Genomic DNA, 17252 nt, shown 5'->3' on the forward strand with positions numbered 1-17252 from the left:
CTCGTTGTCAGTGGCGGACCGTGCTCGCGTGGGCCGGGAAGAGCCGGCCCAGTTCGGCGTGGAAGCCGGGGAAGGTCTTGGCGACGCAGGCGGGGTCGTCGAGCGTGATGCCGGCGGTGCGCAGGCCCAGCACCGAGAACGCCATCGCGATCCGGTGGTCCCGGCGGCAGGCGATCCGGGCGGGCGCCGGCGCCCCCGGGTGGACGGTGATCCAGTCCCGCCCGGACTCGGTGCGGATGCCGCAGGCGCGCAGGTTCTCCTCGACGGCGGCGATCCGGTCGGACTCCTTCAGCCGGGCGTGCCCGATGCCGCGGACGGTGATCGGGGCGTCGGCGAGCGGGGCGATCGCGCCCAGCGTCATGAACGTGTCGGAGATGTCGCCCATGTCGACGTCGAAGCCGCCGCGGAGCGCGCCCGTCCCGGTGACGGTGGTCGTGTCCTCGCCGATCTCGACGCGGGCCCCGGCCCGCCGCAGCACCTCGGTGAAGCCGAGGTCGCCCTGGACGCTGGAGCGCCCGAGGCCCGGCACGGCCACGGCGGTGCCGGTGACGGCCGCAGCCGCGAAGAAGTACGAGGCGGTGGAGGCGTCGGGCTCGACGTCGAGCTGCGCTGCCCGGTAGCCGCCGGGCAGCACCTGGATCACGCCGTCGTCGAACTCGTCGACGTACGCGCCGAAGCGGCGCATCAGCGCCATCGTCATGTCGATGTACGGGCGGCTGACCAGCCCGGCGCCGCGCACGGTCAGCGGCTCGCGCATCAGCGGCCCCGCCATCAGCAGGCCCGTCAGGTACTGGCTGCTCAGCGAGGCGTCCACGGTGAGGTCCCCGCCCGGCAGCCCGGCGGCGCGGACGGTCATCGGCAGCCCGCCGACCGGCTCCGACACCTCGGCGGACGCGCCGAGCCGGCCGAGCGCCTCCGCGAGCGGGCGCAGGGGGCGGGCGCGCAGCTGGCCGGTGCCGTCGAAGGTGAACGTGCCGCGGCCGGCGGCCGCGAAGGGCGGCAGGAAGCGGGCGGCGGTTCCGGCGTCCTCGCACCACACCGAGCCTCCGGCGGCCGGTGCGCCGCCCGTCCCGGCGACCTTCCAGGCCGCGTCGCCGTCCTCGGCCCCGATGTGCACGCCGAGCCCGGCGAGCGCCTCCCGGAAGGCGAGGGTGTCGTCGCTGACGAGGGGGGCCCGCAGCAGCGAGACCCCGTCGGCGGCGGCCGCGAGGAGCAGCGCGCGGTTGGTGATGCTCTTGGAGCCCGGGATACGGGCGGTCAGTACGGGGTTCACGGGTGCTCCCGGTGTCGGTGTCCGGCGCCGCGGCCGGCGCGGAACGGGGTCCGGCCGGCGGGGCGGGACCAGCCCGGGTCGCCCGCACGGCGGTGGGCGGGACGGTTTCCGGGGGCGCCGCCGCCGGGGGCCGCGGGGGTGGTCGGGGTGGATCGGGGTCGGGGGCTGCTCACCGCTTCCTCAGGGCTCCTCTGCTCGGCCGGTGCGGGGGTGTGCCGGTCCGGCCGGTCGCGTCGCTCGCCGGTCACTCGCCGGTCTTGCGGTCGAGCACCAGGTCGTGCCCGACGATGTACGCGGCGGCGTCGGAGCAGAGCCAGACGACGGTGTCGGCGATCTCCTCGACGCTGGCGCCCCGGCCGAGCGGGCAGGGGCTGATGGCGTTGATGCGGACGCCCCGGGAGGCGTACTCGCGGGCGGCGGTCCGCGTGACGGCGCTGACGGCGGCCGTGGAGGCCGCGTACGCGCCGAGCCCGGGCAGCATGCCCTGGGCGCCGATGTTGCTGGCGGTGTTGACGATGACGCCGCCGCCGGCGCCCTCCATGTGGGCGATCTCGTGCTTCATCGACAGCCACACGCCGGTCAGGTTCGCGGTCAGGTTCTGCGCCCAGGCGGCTTCGTCGATGTCGGCGACCGGCTGGGCGGGGCCCAGTTCCGTGGTGTTGTTGAAGGCGACGTGCAGTCCGCCGTGGCGGCGGACCGTCTCGGCGACGGCGTGGGCAGCGCCCGCCCCGAACCCGGCGGTGGCGTCGGAGACGTCGGCGACGACGCAGTCGGCGAGGCCGCCGGCGTCGCGGATCAGCTTGACCGTTCCCTCCAGGGTCTCGGGGTGGCGGCCGGCCACCACCACGAGTCCGCCGAGCCGGGCGAAGGCGAGCGCCGCGGCACGGCCGATTCCCTCGCCCCCGCCGGTGACGAGGACGACCTTGCCGTCGAAGCGTTCAGACATCAGCGTGCTCCTGATTCTCCGCGTCGGATTCTCGGGAAGGCGCTCGGGCGAACGCCGCCGACCGACCGTCACCCTGCAAGGCGGCGGGGTCTCCTGGGCAGTCCGGCCGGTTCACTTCGTCAGGTTCCGGGAGCAGGTGACGTAATCCCCCGACCGTCTTTGACAGCTCCGGCCGGGCGGTCGATGCTGCACGCCGGGCCACCGGCGGAAAAGGGAGACCAATGCTGACGCTTTCATGGACTCGACCGGTTGTCTGCGCAGGTCAGGACGGGTCTTCGGGCCCCACGCGGGAGAGCCTCTGGCAGGCTCTGCTGCACAAGGCGGAGTTTCCCACCGGATATGTTCCCGCCATTACGCAATGCCGGATCAACGAGCGCTACCCCGATGGATTCCTACGGGAAATCCGGCGCGGGAACGCGACGTTCCTGCAGCGGGTCATCCCCCAGGAGAGCGCCGGCCGCATTACCTACCGGCACCTGGACGACACCGACATCGCGGAGATACGCAACGAGATCGGCGAGGACGCCGACGGCCGCCTCACCCTGACGCTGAGCATCACCCTGACCGAGCGCCCGGTGGCGGCGGTGCTCGCCCAGAACACCTATCTGCGGGACCTGGACGCCGACTTCCACGCCACCCTGGACGCCATGACGGAGGGCCTCAACCGGGTCATGATGCGCGCGAAGGCGGCCCCCCACGGCCCGGACGGGCCGTGAGGGGCCGCACGCGTACGCCGTGCCGGCGGCGGCTCAGTCCCGGCCCGCCGGGGCGGCGGCCTCCGCGGCCTGCCGGAGCAGGCCGGGGCCGGGCAGCGCGGGCAGCGTGTGCACGCCCTCGACCACCGCCTCCACGTCGAAGACGGTGTACTGCACCGGGGTGCGCCCGATCAGCTCGGCGGCCCGCGGGGCCAGCGGCCGGGCCGCCGCCTCCGCGGACTCCCACAGCATCACCGCGCCCCAGCGCTCCGTCGCCGGGTCGGCGATCCAGAACTTCAGCCGCAGCCCCTCGACCCCGGCGAACCGGTCGACCGCCTCGTCGCGCAGGTACTCCCGCAGCGAGGCGATGCTGTGCCCGGACCCGGCCAGGTCCCACCAGGCGACGGTCGCCCTCATACGAGCTGCTCGCTGAGCAGTCCGGACAGGGCGTCGGCGACGATGCGGACGCCGTCCTCGGTGAGCACCGACTCGGCGTGGAACTGCATCGAGCGGAAGCCGGGCCCGCGCAGCGCGTGCACCTCGCCGGTCTCCGCCTCCCGGCACACCTCGACCGTGCCGATGCCGGGCACCTCGACGGCGTCGGCTGCGCTCTGCGCGGCGAAGGTGTTGTAGAAGCCGACGCGTTCGCGCCGCCCGAACAGCTCGATCTCCCGCTGCACGCCCTGGTTGGGCTGCTCGCGGCGCCGCAGCGGGAAGCCGAGGCGGGTGCTGAGCACCTGGTGGCTCAGGCAGACCGCGAGGAACGGCCGGTGCTCCGCGAGGAGCGTGTCGACCGCGGCCCGCAGGTGCGCGATCTTCGGGTGGTGCGCGTCGCGCGGGTCGCCGGGCCCGGGGCCCATCACGACGAGGTCGTACGGGGCGAAGCTGTACGGCTCGTCGAAGCGGGTGACCGTGACGTCGGCCTCCATCGCGCGCAGCTGGTGCTCGATCATCGCGGTGAAGGTGTCCTCCGCGTCGACCACGAGGACCTTGCGGCCCACCAGCAGCGGCACCGGCCGGGCCCGGGCGGAGTCGTCGTCCAGCCAGAAGCCGGCGATGGTCGCGTTGCGCCGGCTCAGGGCCTCCCGGACCTCCGGGTGGTCGCCGAAGCGGCGCGGTCCCGGCTGCTCGAACACGGCGAGCAGGCCGGACGCCTTGGCGCGGGTCTCGGCGACCTCGGACAGGGGGTCCGAGTGGCGCACGAGGGTCGCGCCGACGCCGATGCTCATCCGGCCCGCCGCGTCGACGTCGGCGGTGCGGATGAGGATCGCCGAGTCCAGGGTCCGCTCGCTGCGCTCGTCCTGCCCGATGAGGGCGAGGACGCCGCTGTAGTAGCCGCGGCCCTGCGGCTCGTACCGCTTGATGACGCGGCCCGCGCTCTCCAGCGGGGAGCCGGTGACCGTCGGGGCGAACAGCGTCTCGTGCAGGATCTCGCGGGGGTCCCGGTCGGTGCGGCCCTCGATGAAGTACTCGGTGTGTGCGAGGCGGGCCATCTCCTTGAGGTAGGGGCCGACGACCCGGCCGCCGGACTCGCAGATCCGGGCCATCATCTTCAGTTCCTCGTCGACGACCATGTACAGCTCGTCGGCCTCCTTGCGGTCGGCGAGGAAGTCCATGACGCCGGGCAGCTCCGGGCCGGAGGCCGGGAACCGGTAGGTGCCGCTGATCGGGTTCATCACCGCGCGGCCGCCGCTGACGCTGACGTGGCGCTCGGGGGAGGCACCGATGAGCGTGCGTTCGCCGGTGTGGACGATGAACGTCCAGTACGCGCCGGTCTCGCGCTCCAGCAGCCGGCGGAAGATCCGCAGGGCGGCGGAGACGGAGTAGTCGCCGATGTCGGCGACGAAGGAGCGCTTCATCACGAAGTTCGCGCCCTCGCCGGTGCCGATCTCGTGCCGGATGACGCGGCGAACCGTTTCGGCATAGGTGTCGTCGTCGATGTCGAAGTCGCCGCCCGGCACCAGCTGCACCGGATCGTCCGGGATGCGCTCCAGGACGTCGGAGAGCGGCACCTGCGCCTGCTCGGCGATCGCCATGGCGAGCAGCGGGGTGCCGTCGTCGGGCGCCTCGAAGCCGCGCTCGGCGAGCTGGCGGTAGGGGACCAGGGCGAGGACGTCCTGGCGGGCGCCGGCGCCCTCCGCGACGTCCCCGAGGGGGATGTCGGCGAGGGCCGCGGCCTCGGTGAACTCCCCCGTGAACAGGTCGAGGGTGCGGCCGACGGTGGTCTCGGGGCGGTGGACCAGCGCGAAGGCCGGCGGCCGGGGCACCAGGATCCGGTCCAGCAGGTCCTCGGTCATGCGGTTTCCCTTCCGGCGTACGCGGCCACCCGGTCGGGGAGGGCCGTCAGCAGCTCCTTGGTCGTGGTGAGGCGGGCGCAGCGGCCGGCGGCGTACTCCAGGGCCATCCGGTGCTCCTCCCAGGAGAAGTCGGCGACGGCGTCGGCGACGAGGAAGGGCTGGATGTCGTTGGTGAACGCGTCGACGGCGGTCATCAGCACGCCGACGTGGGCGTACACCCCGCAGATGATCAGCTGGTCGCGGCCCGACGCCCGCATCCGCTCCAGCAGGTCGGTCTTGAAGAAGGCGCTGTAGCGCCACTTGGTGAGCATCCAGTCGCCCTCGGCGGGAGCCACCGGGTCGACGACCCGGCGGTGGTCCTCGCTCGGCCGCATTCCCGGACCCCAGAAGTCCTTCAGCAGGCCGCGCTCCTCGGGCGTCATGCCGCCCGGCTGGGCGGTGTAGGCGACGGGGATGCCGAGGTCGGCGGCGCGGGCGCGCAGCTCCCCCGCGTTGGCGGCCAGGTCCACGACGGGCTGCTCGCCCTGCGGGAACGCGGCCAGGAAGTACTTCTGGAGGTCGTGCACCAGCAGGACGGCGCGGTCGGGGTCGACCTCCCAGTCGACGGCGGAGGCCGGCAGGTCGGCCGCCGCCGGCATCGGGTAGGGGCTGATCGCAGGTATCCCTGCCATGCGGGTTTCCCTCTCGTTCACGGTTGTCTCAGACACCGAGCGCCGCACCGCCGTCCACGGTGAGGTCGTGCATGGTGATGTGGGACGCCTTGTCGGAGAGCAGGAAGACGACCGCCTCGGCGACGTCCTCGGGGCGCGCCAGCTTCCCCAGCGGGATGCCGACGCGGTACGCGTCCGGAACCCCGTCGATGGAGGCCCGCGCGCTGCTCTCGTCCTGCCACATCGAGTTGAGCATCGGGGTGTCCGTGGAGCCGGGGGCGACCAGGTTCGCGCGGATCCCGTACTTGGCGACCTCCAGGCCCAGGCACTTGGTGAACATGGTCGCGGCCGCCTTGGAGGCGGCGTAGGCGGACATCTCGGTGCGGGCGGTGCCCGCCGCGTTGGAGGCGATGGTGACGATGGCGCCCCGGCGGCGCGGCACCATCCGGTTGACGACGGCCCGGGAGACGAAGAAGACCCCCGTGGTGTTGACCGCGAACGTCGTGCTCCACTCCTGGTCGGTCAGCTTGCGCGCCTCGGCGAGCCGGAGCACGCCGGCGGCGTTGACGAGGAAGTCGAGCGGGCCCACCAGCGTCTCGACGTCGTCGACGAGGGCCTCGACGTCGGCGCTGGCGGTGACGTCCGCGGGGAACGGCTCGACGCGGCCGCCGGTGTCCTCCTCGACGGCCTTCGCCACCTTCCGCAGCCGGTCGGCGTCCCGGTCGACCGCCACCACCCGCACGTCCCGGGAGGCCAGGGCGCGGACGATGGCCTCGCCTATGCCGCCGGCCGCCCCTGTGACGAGAGCGATCTTTCCTTCCATGATGGAGAAACCCCCTTTTTCGTGGCCTCAGCCGCGCCAGGCCGAGACGACCTCGACGGCCTGGTCGGAATTGAGGCGCGGGTCGCAGAACGAGGTGTACTTCTCTCCCAGCTCGTCCACGTGGTATTCATCGGTGACGCATTCGTGCACCTGGTCGGGGGTCGTCTCCAGGTGGAGTCCGGCCGCGACTCCGCCGTTTTCCACCACGGCCTTCTGGAATTCCTCGACCTCGCGCACCACGGTTTCGACGAAACGGGTCTTGACACCGCCGGGCGCGCTGACGGTGTTGCCGTGCATCGGGTCGCACATCCACAGCACGGGGTGGCCCGCGGCGCGGACGGCGCGCACCAGCGCCGGCAGCCTCTCGGCCGCCTTGCCCTGGCCCATCCGGGAGATCAGCGTGAGCCGGCCCGGCTCCCGCCCCGGGTCGAGCCTCCCGCAGAGCTCCACCAGCGCCTCGGGCTCCATGCCGGGTCCGACCTTCGTCGCGACCGGGTTGGAGATGGACGCGAAGAACGCGACGTGCGCGCCGTCCAGTTCGCGGGTCCGCTCGCCCATCCACGGCCAGTGGGTGGAGGTCAGCAGCTGCGAGCCGTCGTCCTGGGTGCGGACCATCGGGCCCTCGTAGTCGAGCAGCAGGGCCTCGTGGCTGGTCCACACCGGGGCCTCGGCCGCGGACGGGCGGGCCGTGCCGTGCCAGCCGAGGACGGCCATGGCGCCGGCCGCCGCCCGGTAGCCCGCGACCAGCCGCTGCGGGTCGGGCCGGCGCAGGTCCGGGTCGGGCTCCGGGCTGTTGACCATGTGCCCGCGGTACACCGGCAGCTCGACGCCCGCGACGGTCTCGGTGGGATTGGAGCGCGGCTTGCCGAACTGGCCGGCGAGCCGGCCGACGCGTATGACGGGCTTCAGCGAGCGGGCCTTCATCACGCCGGCCAGCACGTCCAGGAGCGCCGCCTTGCGGGCCACGTAGCCGGGGGTGCACTCGGCGGGGTCCTCGGCGCAGTCACCGCCCTGCACGATCTGCAGCTCGCCCGCGGCCGCCGCGGCGAGCAGGGTGCGCAGGGCGTCGACGTCCTCACGGCGTACCAGCGCGGGCGAGCCCGCGAGCTCGGCCCTGGCGCTCTCCAGGGCCTCTTCGTCCGGCCATACGGGCTGCTGGCCCGCGGGCAATGATTTCCAGCGTGCAACACCGTGCATGCGGCACCTCCCAGTGCTGTACCTGCCGTGACATCAGATGCATCGAGAAGTCTCTGGAACGGTGAATCCGGTGAACCACCAGACATTCCGCACTCCGTCAAGTGGAGTGGATTTCGGTCAGGTCGAAAGAGGTAATCCGAAATAAACCTGACGCATTGGCGGACGGAAAAACGCGGCACGTCCGGAAATACCTTAAAGTCCGCGCCCGCCCTTCGCGACGGCCGTTGAAAAAGGCCGGAAAACGACGGGATTCCGGGGGTACTTGACACACCCTCACCGGACGGTTTCCGGCGGATGCGGGCGGCGCCCTAGGGTGCTGTGCGTGGTTAGTCAAGGAGCTGGGGCACTGCTGAGGCAACTGGTGTCCGAGGGGGTCTCGCCGTGGTTGAGCGTGCAGGACCCCGCGGAGTTCGACACCGGCATCGGGGATCCGGTACTGGGCGGCCACTTCCACAACGCCTGCGCGCCCGCGGGCACGTCGCCCGCGCAGGCCGCGCGCGCCTGTGACGCCCTGCTGCCGGTGTTCGAGGACAGCGGCGGCACCGCCGGCCTCGTCTCCCTGCCCGTGCCGGACCGCCGGGCCGGCGGTGCGACCGCACTGGTCGCGACCGCCCGCGCGGTGCACGGGAGGGTCGGCCGCCGCAACGCGGTGGTGCGCCTGCCCGCGAACCCGGACGGGATCCGGGCGCTGGCCGACCTGCTGGCGGAGGGCATCGGCGTGCACGCCTCGCTCGTCTTCTCCGGCCGGCGGTGCGCGGAGGTGCTCGACGCCTACGTGGCCGGCCTGGAGCGGGCCCTGGCCGCGGGCCGGCCGCTCGCCGCCGCGCCGCTGGTCGTGTCGTTCCCCGTGGGCCGCTTCGACCGCGAGGTGGCGGCCAGGCTGGACGCCCTGGGCGTACCGGCCGACGCCGAGGTGCGCGGCGCCGCCGGCCTCGCGGTCGCGCGCCGCATGTACCGGGTGCGCGAGGAGCGGCTGTCGGGCGACTGGTGGCGCGTACTGCGCGCCAACGGGGCCCTCCAGCCGCGGCTGCTGTGGGGGCCCGGTGCGGACGGCGGCGTGGGCGCGCTCGTCGGGTGGAACACGGCGCTCGCGCTGTCCGTGGAGACGCTGGAGGCCGCCGCCCTCGCGCCGGCGCTCACCGGTGACACGCTGCTGAACGCGGACGCCGAGGCCGCGTGCGCCCTGCGCGCCCTGGAGCGGCTGGGGGTCAGCGCCCCGGAGGTGGCGGCCGTGCTGGAGGCGGCGGAGCAGCACCGCCTCCGGCACGGCCGGCCGGTCAGGAGGGGATCCGTGCCGGCTGCCTCTCCGGGAAGCGGGTCCTCGTCAGCGCCAGCAGCGGAGCAGCCTTGACGGCGGTCTCCTCGTACTCGGCGTCCGGGTCGGACAGGGCGACGACCGCGCCCCCGACCCCGTAGGACACCTTGTCGGCGGTGACGGTGGCGGTGCGGATGACGATGCTGAGGTCCGCGGCCCCGGTGAGCGAGAAGTAGCCGATGGCCCCGGAGTACACCCCGCGCGGGCCGGCCTCCAGCCGGTCGATGATCTGCATGGTGCGGATCTTCGGGGCTCCGGTCATCGATCCGCCCGGGAAGGCGGCGCGCACGCAGTCCACGGCGGTCAGCCCGGGGCGCAGCCGCGCCCGTACGGTGCTCACCAGCTGGTGGACGGTGGCGTAGCTCTCGACGCGGAAGAGCTCCTCGGCCTCGACGGTGCCCGGGACGGCGCAGCGGCCGAGGTCGTTGCGGACCAGGTCGACGATCATCAGGTTCTCCGAGCGGTCCTTCTCGTCGCCGAGGAGGTCGGCGATGAGGGCGGCCTCCTCCTGCGGAGTGGCGCCGCGCGGCCGGGTGCCCTTGATCGGCGAGGACTCGATCAGGCCGTCGGGGCCGACCCGCAGGAAGCGCTCCGGCGAGGTGCTGAGGACCGAGAGCCCGCCGAACTGCAGGAGCGCGGCGAAGGGCGCCGGGCTGGTGCGGCGCAGCGTGCGGTACGCCGTCCACGGGTCGAGGGAGGTGTCGGCCTCGGCCATGTTGGTGAGGCAGACCTCGTAGCTCTCGCCGGCCGCGATCTCCTCCAGGCAGCGGTCGATCAGGTGCAGGTAGGAGCCGCGGTCGTGGCGCAGCCGGATCTCGCCCCCGCCCTCCTGCGGGCGGGGCGCCGGCAGCTTGTAGCCGGCGAGCCGGGCGAGGCGGGCGGCGGTGGCGGCCTGCCACTCCTCGGCCGCGGCCGCGGACGCCGGGTCGCCGTCCTCGGCGAGGGCCAGCAGGTACGTGGTGCGCTCGGCGTGGTCGAAGACGACGGCGCGGTCGGCGAAGACCATGGTGGCGTCGGCGTTGGGCGAGCGGTGCACCAGGTCGCCGCCGCACTCGGCCTTCAGCTCGTATCCGAGGTATCCGACCCAGCCGAGGGCGAAGTCGAAGGGCAGCTCCGGCACTTCGGTGTGCAGGGAGCGCAGGTCGCTGTCGATCCACTCGAGGAACGGCGCGGCGACGAGCCGGCTGCCGCCGCCGGCCGAGCCGACGGTGACGGTCCTGCTCCACACGTCGGCCGAGGCGGTGCGCGCCAGCGGGCCGGTGGCGTCGCCCATGGCCGAGAACCGGCCGCGGTCGCCGCCGGGCAGGCTGCTGTCCAGCCAGTAGGCGTGGTCGTTGCCGCGGAAGAGCTGGTCGTAGACGGTCTCGGGGTCCCAGCGGGTGGGCAGGCGGTGCGCGGTGACCCGCAGCCTGCGCACCGGGGCGGGGGCCGGCGCTGCGGCCGGGGCCGCCGGGGCGGTGGGGGCCGCCGGAGCGGCGGCGCGGGCGGGGCGGCGGGCCGGGGAGCGTCGGGCGGGCCCGCGGGCCGCCTGGTGAGCGCGGGTCAGCCCGGCGAAGTTTGCAAGCAGCTGCATCCCGTACTGACTGCAAATCGACTCGGGGTGGAACTGCACGCCCCACTGCGGCCGGGTGCGGTGCCGCAGGCCCATCAGGATGCCGTCGGGCGTCCAGGCGGTGGCCTCCAGGGAGTCCGGCAGCCCGGTCACCGTGAGCGAGTGGTAGCGGACCACCTCCAGCGGGGAGGGCAGTCCGGCGAACAGGCCGGTGCCGTCGTGCAGGACGGGCGAGGTGCGGCCGTGGCGGGGTTCGGGCGCCCGGTCGACCGTCGCGCCGTGGACGTGGCCGATGCCCTGGTGGCCGAGGCAGATCCCGAGGAGCGGCAGGTGGGAGCGGTGCACGAGCTCGGTGCAGATGCCGAAGTCGGCGGCGCGGCGGGGCGTTCCGGGACCGGGTGACACCACGACGTTGTCGAACGCGTCCAGTTGTGCGATCTTCCAGTCCGGGTCGTCATTTCGGACTACTTCCGGCTCCCGGCCATTCACCTCGGCCAGATAGTGGAAGAGGTTATACGTAAACGAGTCGTAATTGTCGACAAGAAGCGTACGCACGGCGAAAAATCCCCCCAGTTCAAATCAAGCCGCGACTGGCCTGATTTCGATCAGCATGTGCTCGACCATGTCTTCTCCGTACTCCCCCTCGCGGACCCGGCGGCCGGCCACCGTGACGAGCTCCCGGCCGCAGTCGTCGGCGATGTCGTACAGCGCCGGCAGGTCCCCGCGGTCGCTGAAGTGGAGCAGCACCCGCCCCCCGGGCGCCGTCCAGTGCACCGCCTGCTCGACGAACCTGCGGTGGGCCTGGTAGCCGGTGTCGACGTACGCCCGCTCGTGGACCGTCTTGTACTCGTAACCCGCCGGGCCCATCACGTAGTTGGAGCTCCAGAAGACCGTGTCGAACCGTTCCTGCTCGCGCAGTCCGGAGAACAGGTCGCTGTGCACGGCCCGGACCCGGCGGGTCACCCCGTGCCGGTCGGCGTTCACGGCGGCGTTCTCCACCGCCGCGGGGCTGATGTCCGCCGCGACGACCCGCTCGCACCCGGCCAGCGCGGCCGTGACGGCTATCACCCCGGTGCCGCAGCCGATCTCCAGGAACGAGCCCGAACGGCCGTGCTCCTGTGGGCTGTTGAGACCGAGCAGCTCCAGCGCCACGCTCGTGGACGGCGAGTAGACCGGTGCGAAGACCTCGTCGAAGAGGTCCCACTCGCGACCGCCGAGGGAGAACACCCGCGGCCGGTCCGCCCTGGTCAGGGACAGCCTGCTGCGAAGCAGCGACCGCTCGTAGCTCTGGAGTTGGGAAACCTGTACCGCCTGGGACATGCGTACTCCTCGAGGAAGCTGCGTGGCTGGCGGCCCAGCGGTGGGGACGCCACCGGCTCGACCGGTGATCAGCCTGCCCTCGAGTGGTCCTCGACCAGAAGGTGTCCAGATGACAGCATCACTCCGGGCGCGTGGTGGCCCGATCACCCTCCGCACCGCTGACCTGGAGCGGGGCTCGAGCGATTCTTGACCACTTCTTGCCACAAGGGATACTTTCAGGCTGGCCATGGATTGCGTTACCGCGTTGGTGCGATCCTCAACGGCTTTATGGGGGGTCGGGGGAAGCGTCGTGGTTGACCACGCTTACGAAATGCTGGAACTGCTGAACAGAGAGGCGCCCGCCGCTGCCTTCGACGACGTGGTCCGAAAAGCCCGGGAGTCCGGCCTGTCCGGGGACGCCCTCGCCCAGCTGACCAGGGCCCGGGACCAGAGCCTCGGCATCCGCGCGCTCTTCGTGCGCCGCCAGCAGCGCGAGGCCGGCCTCGCCGCGCTCGTCGACACCGCCCGCGACCTCACCCTCCCCTACGACCTCGACGAGCTGCTGAAGGTCATCACCCGCCGGGCCCGCCTGCTGCTGGGCCTCGACATGGCCTGGGTCAGCTTCGACGACCCGGAGGAGGGCGTCTCCCGCGTCCGCTCCGCCGACGGGCACGCCTCCGCCCTCACCATCGGCTTCGCGATCCCGATGAGCGGGGGCGGCGTCGGGCGCCGCGCCGCCGAGGGGTCCGCGCCGTTCTGGTCGGCCGACTACATGAACGACACCAGCTTCACGCACAGCGCCGTCATCGACGAGGTCGTCCAGGCGGAGGGGCTGCACGCGGTCATGGCCGTCCCGCTGCGGCACGCCGGCGCCAGCCTCGGCGCGCTGTACGTCGCCGATCGCCACGTCCGGCACTTCACCCCGGACGAGGTCTCCCTGATGAGTTCGCTCGCCGACCTCGCAACCGTTGCGATCGAAAAGGCGCGGCTGCTGGAGCAGACCCGGTACGAGGTCGTCGAGCTGGAGCAGGACACCTCCCGCGCCCTCGACTCCTCCTCCACCGCCCGCCAGCTCCGCGAGACCCACGGCCGCCTCCTCGACCTCGTCCTCCAGGGCGCGGGCCTCTCCACCCTGGCCGCCGAGGCCGTCAAGGGACTCGACGGCACCCTCGTCGTCCGCGACGCCGCCGGCCGCACCCTGGCCTGCCCCGTCGGCGCGGTCCCCGAACTGGACGAGGCGGAGGTCCGCACCGCCCTCCTCGACGCCCACACCGACCGCCAGCCCCGCAGCACCGCCGGCGGCGTCTGGGTCGCCTCCATCGCCGCGGGCGACGAGATGCTGGGCACCCTGATCCTCGTCTCCGAGGAGCCGGCCACCTACCTCCAGGTGCAGCTCCTCGCGCTCACCGCCCAGGTGACCGCCGTCGTCCTGCTGATGGAGCAGGGCATGGCGGCCGCGGAGGGCCACATGCGGGACGAGTTCTTCCAGGACCTGCTGCGCGGCACCTCCCTCTCCCCGGTGCAGATCGCCGAGCAGAGCCGCCGCCTCGCCCTCGACCTCGACGAGCCGCACGTCGTCGTCATCGCCCGGCCCGAGGGCGGCGTGCAGGGGCGGGTCGCCGCCTGGGCCGCCTCGTACGCCAACCGCCACCAGGGGCTCAAGAGCGTCGACGGCGACAGCGTCGTGCTGCTCCTGCCCGGCACCGAGGCCGGCGCCATCGCCCGGACCGCCTCGAAGGAGCTGTCCGAGGTGCTCGGCAGACCCGTCACCGCCGGTTCGGCGGGCCCCGTCGAGAACCCGGCGGCCATCGTCCACGTCCACCAGGAGGCGCGGCGCTGCCTCGACGCCGTCGCCGCGCTCACCGGCGCCGGCAGCACAGCCTCGCCCGACGAACTGGGCTTCCTCGGCGTCCTCCTCTCCGAGAAGCCGAACATAGACCGGTTCATCGCCGACACCATCGGGCCCGTCCTCGACTACGACGACCAGCAGTACACCGAGCTGGTCCGCACCATGGAGGCCTACTTCGCCTCCGCCAACAGCCCCTCCCGGGCAGCGGAGTCGCTGCACGTCCACCCCAACACCGTCTCCCGCCGGCTGGAGCGGATCACCGAGATCCTCGGCGAGGACTGGCAGAAGCCGACCCAGGCCCTCCAGGTGCAGCTCGCCCTCCAGCTCCAGCGCACCCGCCAGGCGCTCCGCCAGAACCGGCGCAGCGCACCCCGGCACACCATCGGCTGACCGCGGGGCGGGAGGGGCCGGGGCGGCCGGGGAGGCCGGTCCCAGAAGTCGCCGTCGTGCGGGAGGGCCGCGAAGTGGCCCGGGTCGCGGGACGGGAACGGCCGGACGCCCGGCCCCGGTCCGGCGGCACTACCGCTCCCCGGCCCGCTCGGTGAGGACGCGGACCGCGTGTGCGGCCGACGCCAGCGTGGTGTGCCGGTGCCAGCCTCCGAAGGAGCGGCCGCCGAAGTCGGTGATGCCGACCTTCTGCGAGACCGTCGCGAAGTCGTGCTCGACGTTCTGGGCCCGCTTCGCCAGGCGCAGCAGCGCCCCGGCGGGAGCCTGCGTCATGTCGCTGATCCAGCACCGCTCGGGCCAGCCCCGCGGGTCGGTCCACTCGCCGAACAGCACCAGCGGCTCCGCCACCTGGGGCAGCTCCACCCGCACCCCCACGACGAGCGAGGTCCGCGGCCGCAGCGTCACCGGGTCGAGCCAGGTCACCGGCCGGCGCAGGGTCCGCGCCATCAGCAGCAACTGGTGCGCGGCGAGCTCCCGGTTGCCGCTGCCGGGGAGCACCGGGTCGGCGCACCGCACCCGCATCGAGCCGCGGGCCGTCGCCGTGAAGTGCAGCCCGGCCGGCCCGAACCGGCGGGCCACCGCCGCCGGGTCGACGTCGGGCAGGTCGAAGACGACGGGGCGGTGGGGCTGCCCGACCCAGTCGCGCAGCTCCTCGACCGCCCCGGTGGCGCACTCCAGCGGGCTCGTCGCCAGCTCCGAGCGGTGCACGTTCGGCGACAGCGGGCCGACGCTCTCCCGCCACCGCTCGGTCAGCGCCAGCCGCCAGTTCACGGGGCTGCTCTGCTCCTCGCCCACGGCCCACACGCCGAACGCGACCTGGCTGTTGACCATCTGGCCCCGCTCGGGCACGAAGCGGCGGGCCACCCCGACCGACTCCGTGCCGGCCTTGGAGATCACCACCGGCTGCACGACCCAGGCGCGCGGCCGCAGCGCCCGCTCCAGGTACCGGGCGAGCGCGGCCCTGACCGGGCCCCAGTCCCAGGTGGAGGACACGACGAAGTGGTGGAGGCTCTGCTCGGCGGCCCGGTCGCCGACGTGCGCGGCGATGTTCCTTATCGACTTGCGGCCCTCGGCCTTGAGCAGGCCGCGCAGGTACACCTCGCCCTTGCGGCGCTGGTCGCTGCGCGGCAGCGAGGCGAACAACTCGGCGCAGAGCTCGTCCACGACCAGATCCGGCACGAACCGGCTGCTCAGGGTCTCCAGTCGTTCGAGACTCGGTGCGCTCATGATGGATCCATCCCTTCCCCCGGCTTCTCCTCCAGCGCTTCAACCCTGCGCCTGGGGGCGGTTCGGGAACCAGGTGGAGCCGTCACACACATTCGCCCGGCGGTGCACGGCCGGTCATCAGCCCCGGACGGACCACACGGGGCGGCCGACCGGGCGGCGGAACGCCCGCCGGGCCCGTGGCCTGCTCGGGAACCGCCGGGCCCCGGCTGGAGCGCCGCCGGACCGCCGGTGGACCACCGATCCCGCCCGCCCCACGACCCCCCTGACAGCACGGAACGGTGCCCACACCACCATCGCGAAAGCCGCCGGCGGTGGTCCGGCCACCATCGCGGGTGGACCTCTCACCGGCCCGGCCGCCCGCCGGGACCGTCGGATCGGCCTCCCGCCATGCGCCGTTAGGGTTCTGCCACATGGGCAACTGGATCGCGCCGAGCGTCATAGAACGAGAGCTGTACGGGGCCAAGGCGGCGGGGGACTGGAACGGCTACTTCGATGCACTGGCCCGCGCCGAGCTGTTCGTCCCGCAGGACCGGCGGTTCCAGGACGCCAACCCCCGCGCCGTGTGGATGCAGCCCGTCTGGTTCCCGCAGGCCCGCTCCCAGTGCTTTGTCGCCTACACCGCCGGCATGCTGCCCCCGCCCACTCCCGACCAGGTGTTCTCCCGCCACAGCCTCAGTTGGTTCGCGCACCGCATCGACCCCGGTGACCCCCCGTACCTCGCCGTGAACCCCGGCACGCCCTGCGAGGCCTTCCTCCCGGCCTCGCCCGCCGACCGCGAGGTGTGGAAGGGCCACTGGGAGCGCGCCGACCGGTACGGCCTGGAGCAGGACGCGGTGCACGCCCTGCACGTCGGCGGCCCGCTGCACGGGCCGGTCGCGTTCGGGCTGGCCTGCGGCGCCCATCTCTCCGTCCACAACGGGCTGTTCTGGAACGCCCTCGGCTACCACGGCGAGGGCTACCTGAAGGAGCGCGAGAAGCTCCGCGAGTGGTGGGGGGTCACCACCCGCGAGGGGTGGCTGTCCACGGTGGAGCGGCTGCTGGCCGCCGACATGGTGAGCTCGGTGTGGGAGTTCGCGCTGCGCGTCCGCACGGCGCTCGCCCGCGAGTTCGCCGGCCCCGTCGACATCGAACACTGGCGGCACGCCACCGAGGCCACCCTGCGGGCCAACGCCGAGCGCGCCTCCGAACCCCGCCTCACCGCGGACGGCGTGACCGTCTCCCGGCCCCGCTCCACGGCGGAGATCGAGGGCGAGGTCGCGGGCGTGCAGCGCGTCATCGGCCGGATCGCCCGCTACGAGCAGCGCTTCCGCGCCGACGGGATCCTCGGCGAGGGCCGCTGGGTCCGCTCCGTCGAGGCCTGGGACTACGGCCGCGCCTCCCAGATGGCCCGCTGGGGCGTCGGCGCCCGCTTCGGGACCGTCGAGGAGGCCGAGGGCTTCGTGGTACGGGCCGGGCGGGTGTGCCGGCTGGCGTACCGCTCCTGGGAGGACCTCTCCGCCGGCTTCATCCTCGGCCGCTGCCTCCAGTTCGACGAGGAGGAGTACGGACACTGGTACACCGGCATGGCCGCCACCCACGAGGCCCTCACCACCGACCCGGGCAGCCCCTGGCGGAACATCCCCTGGAACTAGCGTCTGTCCGGCGCCTCTTCCGGACGGCCGGACGGGCACCGTCGCCGACCC

At 73.3% G+C, this 17252-nt stretch carries 14 protein-coding genes; 4 read left to right on the forward strand and 10 right to left on the reverse strand.

Annotated elements, in window-relative coordinates:
* Positions 1 to 7: 7 nt before the first annotated feature.
* Together aroA and IE170_RS02585 are read right to left on the reverse strand one after the other, a co-directional pair.
* Positions 8 to 1273, reverse strand: coding sequence for a 3-phosphoshikimate 1-carboxyvinyltransferase (gene aroA / locus IE170_RS02580; protein WP_229884571.1), 1266 nt, complete (start codon positions 1271 to 1273; stop codon positions 8 to 10).
* Between the two features lie 244 nt (positions 1274 to 1517).
* Entirely contained in the window at positions 1518 to 2219 is a 702-nt protein-coding gene (locus IE170_RS02585) for an SDR family oxidoreductase (protein WP_189807679.1), read from the reverse strand.
* A gap of 221 nt (positions 2220 to 2440) precedes the next feature.
* Here IE170_RS02585 and IE170_RS02590 point away from each other — a divergent pair, with 221 nt between their 5' ends.
* Entirely contained in the window at positions 2441 to 2935 is a 495-nt protein-coding gene (locus IE170_RS02590) for an AtaL-like protein (protein WP_189807680.1), read from the forward strand.
* Positions 2936 to 2968: 33 nt separating this feature from the next.
* Here IE170_RS02590 and IE170_RS02595 read toward each other — a convergent pair whose 3' ends face one another.
* The 5 genes from IE170_RS02595 to IE170_RS02615 are packed head-to-tail and all read right to left on the reverse strand — an operon-like array spanning position 2969 to position 7881.
* Positions 2969 to 3331, reverse strand: coding sequence for a hypothetical protein (locus IE170_RS02595; RefSeq protein ID WP_189807681.1), 363 nt, complete (start codon positions 3329 to 3331; stop codon positions 2969 to 2971).
* Complete coding sequence (locus IE170_RS02600) at positions 3328 to 5211, reverse strand: anthranilate synthase family protein (protein WP_189807682.1); 1884 nt, start codon at positions 5209 to 5211, stop codon at positions 3328 to 3330. The genes IE170_RS02595 and IE170_RS02600 overlap by 4 nt, the downstream gene beginning before the upstream one ends.
* Positions 5208 to 5882, reverse strand: a complete 675-nt coding sequence (locus IE170_RS02605) for an isochorismatase family protein (protein WP_189807683.1) — start codon at positions 5880 to 5882, stop codon at positions 5208 to 5210. Before IE170_RS02605 ends, IE170_RS02600 begins: the two co-directional genes overlap by 4 nt.
* A 28-nt stretch (positions 5883 to 5910) precedes the next feature.
* Positions 5911 to 6684 carry a 2,3-dihydro-2,3-dihydroxybenzoate dehydrogenase gene (locus IE170_RS02610; RefSeq protein WP_189807684.1) on the reverse strand — a complete coding sequence of 258 codons (774 nt, stop codon included), beginning with the start codon at positions 6682 to 6684 and terminating at the stop codon, positions 5911 to 5913.
* Between the two features lie 27 nt (positions 6685 to 6711).
* The gene (locus IE170_RS02615; protein ID WP_189807685.1) at positions 6712 to 7881 is read right to left on the reverse strand and encodes a 3-deoxy-7-phosphoheptulonate synthase; all 1170 of its coding nucleotides are present in this window, start codon (positions 7879 to 7881) and stop codon (positions 6712 to 6714) included.
* 391 nt (positions 7882 to 8272) lie between these two features.
* Between IE170_RS02615 and IE170_RS02620 the strand changes: the two genes are divergently transcribed.
* The gene (locus IE170_RS02620) at positions 8273 to 9232 is read left to right on the forward strand and encodes a transaldolase family protein (RefSeq protein ID WP_229884584.1); all 960 of its coding nucleotides are present in this window, start codon (positions 8273 to 8275) and stop codon (positions 9230 to 9232) included.
* On the opposite strand, the gene pabB is transcribed toward IE170_RS02620, so the two are convergent.
* Positions 9159 to 11303 carry an aminodeoxychorismate synthase component I gene (pabB, locus tag IE170_RS02625; protein ID WP_189807687.1) on the reverse strand — a complete coding sequence of 715 codons (2145 nt, stop codon included), beginning with the start codon at positions 11301 to 11303 and terminating at the stop codon, positions 9159 to 9161. The two genes, IE170_RS02620 and pabB, sit on opposite strands and share 74 nt — an antisense overlap.
* A gap of 24 nt (positions 11304 to 11327) precedes the next feature.
* Complete coding sequence (locus IE170_RS02630) at positions 11328 to 12068, reverse strand: methyltransferase domain-containing protein (RefSeq protein WP_189807688.1); 741 nt, start codon at positions 12066 to 12068, stop codon at positions 11328 to 11330.
* 289 nt (positions 12069 to 12357) lie between these two features.
* Between IE170_RS02630 and IE170_RS02635 the strand changes: the two genes are divergently transcribed.
* Positions 12358 to 14286: a helix-turn-helix domain-containing protein gene (locus IE170_RS02635; RefSeq protein ID WP_308428352.1), complete on the forward strand. Its 1929-nt coding sequence runs from the start codon at positions 12358 to 12360 to the stop codon at positions 14284 to 14286.
* 129 nt (positions 14287 to 14415) lie between these two features.
* On the opposite strand, the gene IE170_RS02640 is transcribed toward IE170_RS02635, so the two are convergent.
* Positions 14416 to 15570, reverse strand: coding sequence for an IS701 family transposase (locus tag IE170_RS02640; protein WP_189807689.1), 1155 nt, complete (start codon positions 15568 to 15570; stop codon positions 14416 to 14418).
* A gap of 410 nt (positions 15571 to 15980) precedes the next feature.
* On the opposite strand from IE170_RS02640, the gene IE170_RS02645 reads away from it, so the two are divergent.
* Positions 15981 to 17201: a DUF1266 domain-containing protein gene (locus tag IE170_RS02645; protein ID WP_189807690.1), complete on the forward strand. Its 1221-nt coding sequence runs from the start codon at positions 15981 to 15983 to the stop codon at positions 17199 to 17201.
* Positions 17202 to 17252: the final 51 nt, after the last annotated feature.

Source organism: Streptomyces toxytricini (genome assembly GCF_014649915.1).
In the GTDB taxonomy this organism is placed as follows: domain Bacteria; phylum Actinomycetota; class Actinomycetes; order Streptomycetales; family Streptomycetaceae; genus Streptomyces; species Streptomyces toxytricini.